Origin of the sequence: Nocardia farcinica, assembly GCF_029867845.1 — a bacterium.
GTDB lineage: Bacteria > Actinomycetota > Actinomycetes > Mycobacteriales > Mycobacteriaceae > Nocardia > Nocardia farcinica_A.
Genome location: NZ_JARWRU010000275.1, coordinates 1 through 2709, shown reverse-complemented (window position 1 = coordinate 2709; position 2709 = coordinate 1). Strand labels below are relative to the sequence as shown.

Annotated in this window: 2 protein-coding genes and 1 pseudogene; 1 reads left to right on the top strand and 2 read right to left on the bottom strand. The window is 70.0% G+C overall.

All coding sequences use genetic code 11. The features are described 5' to 3' along the window. Positions 1–1063: cytochrome P450 family protein (locus tag QH283_RS05695; RefSeq protein WP_280501962.1), on the bottom strand; the 1063-nt coding region annotated here is incomplete at its 3' end. Beyond that, positions 1056–2366: a cytochrome P450 gene (locus QH283_RS05690; RefSeq protein ID WP_414689630.1), complete on the bottom strand. Its 1311-nt coding sequence runs from the start codon at positions 2364–2366 to the stop codon at positions 1056–1058. The genes QH283_RS05695 and QH283_RS05690, both read right to left, overlap by 8 nt. A gap of 66 nt (positions 2367–2432) precedes the next feature. On the opposite strand from QH283_RS05690, the pseudogene QH283_RS05685 reads away from it, so the two are divergent. Next, positions 2433–2709: pseudogene (locus QH283_RS05685) on the top strand (hypothetical protein); the annotation flags it as partial.

The following is a 2709-nucleotide window of genomic DNA, read 5'->3' as shown; positions in this document are numbered from 1 at the left end:
GGTGCGCCCCGTGCCCGAAGGACAGGTGGTCCTTCTTCGCCCGGTGCACATCGAAGCTGTCGGCGGTCTCCCCGTGCACCTTCGGGTCACGGCCGGCTCCGGCGTAGGACGCCAGGATCGGTTCGCCCTTGCGGATGAGTTCGCCGCCGATCTCGATGTCCTCCACCGCGTAGCGCAGCGGCAGATGCGCCACCGGCGCCTCGTAGCGCAACGTCTCCTCGATCACCTCCGACCAGCTCACCCGCCCCGACTCGGCGTCGGCGAGCTGATCCGGGTGGGTGAGCAGGGCGACGATCGCCTGGTCGAGCAGGTTCACCGTGGTCTCGTGACCGGCGTTGATGATCAGCATCAACGTGTCGACGAGTTCCTTCTGGGTGAGCTGGGAACCCTCCTCGTCGCGGGTGGTGACCAGCACGCTGGTGATGTCGTCGCCCGGGTGCTCGGTGCGATAGGCCACCAGTTCGCTGACCAGACGATGCTCCTCCAGGTAATTGGCCAGCGCGTCCTCGGGGCCGGTGGAGGTGTCGAAGTAGGTGTCCACGCACTTGCGCAGGCCGGGACCGAGATGCTCGGGCACGCCGAGCAATTCGGTGATCACCTGGATCGGCACCGGGTAGGCGAAGCTCTCGCGCAGGTCGGCCACCTCGCCGGGCGGAGTCTCGTCCAGCGCGTCCAGCAGATCCTTCACCAGCGCCTCGATGCGCGGACGCAGCGCGGCGGTGCGCCGGTGGGTGAAGGCGGGCGAGACGAGCTTGCGCAGCCGCCGGTGGTCGGCGCCGTAGGCGGTGAACATGCTGTCCACCGCCACCCAGGTGTACATCGGCCAATCCGCGGTGATCTCACCGTTGTTGAACGCCGGCCAGTGCCGGCGCGGGTCCTTGGACACGCGCGGATCGGCCAGCAGGCTCTGCAGGGCGTCGGCATCGGTCGCCGACCAGGCGGGGACGCCGCCGGGCAGTTCGACCAGGGCGACCGGGCCACGCGCGCGGATGCGGGCCAGCTCGCCCTGGATGTCGGCGCCGGTCATGTCCAGTGGGATGGGCTCGCTCGTCGGATCAGCCATGCGCGGGCGCTCCTTCGTTGATCGGTAGTCGGGGTGACGGACTGAATTCAACCGGAAGAGCGGTCAGGGCGCGATGGAAAGGCCCTGGGCGCCAGGTCAATTCATTCATGGGCACCGACAGTCGCATCTCGGGGAGAGCGTCGAGCAGTTGGTCGATGGCGTCCTGACAGACCAGATAGGCGACCGAGCGGGCGGGGCAGGCGTGCGGCCCGGCGCCCCAGGCCAGATGTGAGCGGTTGCCGGTGCGGTTGCCGCCGCGGATGGCCGGATCGGTGTTGGCCGCGGACAGGCCGATGAGCACCGGCTGGTGGGCGGGCAGCCAGACTCCGTCGATCAGCACCGGCTGCCGGGGGAAGCTGGAGCAGAAGTTGGCCATCGGCGGGTCGTTGAACAGCACCTCGTCGAGGGCGTCTCGGGTCGACAGCGCGCCGCCGAGCATGCTGCCACCGAAACGCTCGTCGGTGAGCATGAGCAGCAGGGTGTTGGCGATCAGGTTCTGCTGGGGTTCGATGCCCGCGCCGTAGAAGCTGATCAGATTGGCCAGCAGCTCTTCGTCGTTCAGATTCGACGGGTGGTGGGCCATGCGCGAGGTCACGTCGTCGCCCGGCTCGGCGCGGCGCATGTGGATCAGCTCCATCAGCGCCTCGCTGAGGGTCTGCATGCCCCAGGCCGCGTTCACCGTGTCGAACAGCGCGGCCATGCCGGTGGCCACCCGGTGGCCGAGTTCGGTCGAGCAGCCGACCAGCCGGTTCAGGATCTCGAAGGCGAGCGGAAACGCGTACTGGCTCACCAGATCCGCCGACCCGGTGGTGCAGAACTCGTTGATCAACGGGACGGCGATGCGCTCGACCATGTGGTGCAGGGAGTGCATGTCGATGCCCTCGATGGCCGAGGTGTAGGCGAGCCGGTAGCGCATGTGCACCGAACCGGAGTTGCGCAACGCGTTCGGGTACCACTCCAGCATCGGCTTGACCGGGCTGTCGTCGGGACAGCTCTGCTGCCACACGCGCGGGTCGGCCGGGAAGTGCTCGGGGTCGTTGAGGACGCGCACCGCGGTCTCGTATCCGATCACCAGCGTGGCGGGCACGCCGGGGGAGAGCTCGATCGGAGCGAGATTGCCGTACTGCTCACGCATTTCGCGATAGTGGCGGTGCGGATCGGCGGCGAAGTCGGGGCTGTGCAGCGGGATTCTCGGCCCGTCGGTGTCGATGGGGGAACCGTGCTGGACGGGGCAGCCGATGGGCTGCGCGGAGGGGGCGGTTGGGGTGAACAACGATGGGTTGGTCAAGAATACGTCTCCCATTGGTGATCGGTGAAGACCACACGGTATCAGCCGTGCGAGAGATATTCGCGCGCCGAATCATTCGTGATGACTGGCTCGTCGTACGACCCCGCGCTTCTGCTCGACCGCGCGGCCTGCGCCGGCGAACTGCCGCGGGCGGTGGCCGAACCGCTCGGCGCCCGCCATCTCGCGCCGGGCGCCGACCCCGAGCCCGGGGGGGGGGGGGGGGGGGGGGGGGGGGGGGGGGGGGGGGGGGGGGGGGGCGGGGGGGTGCGCCGTGGGGTGGGGGGGGGGGGGGGGGCGGGGCCCCCCGCGGGCGGGCGCCGCCCGGGGGGGGGGGGCCCCCCCCCGCGAGGGTGGGGGG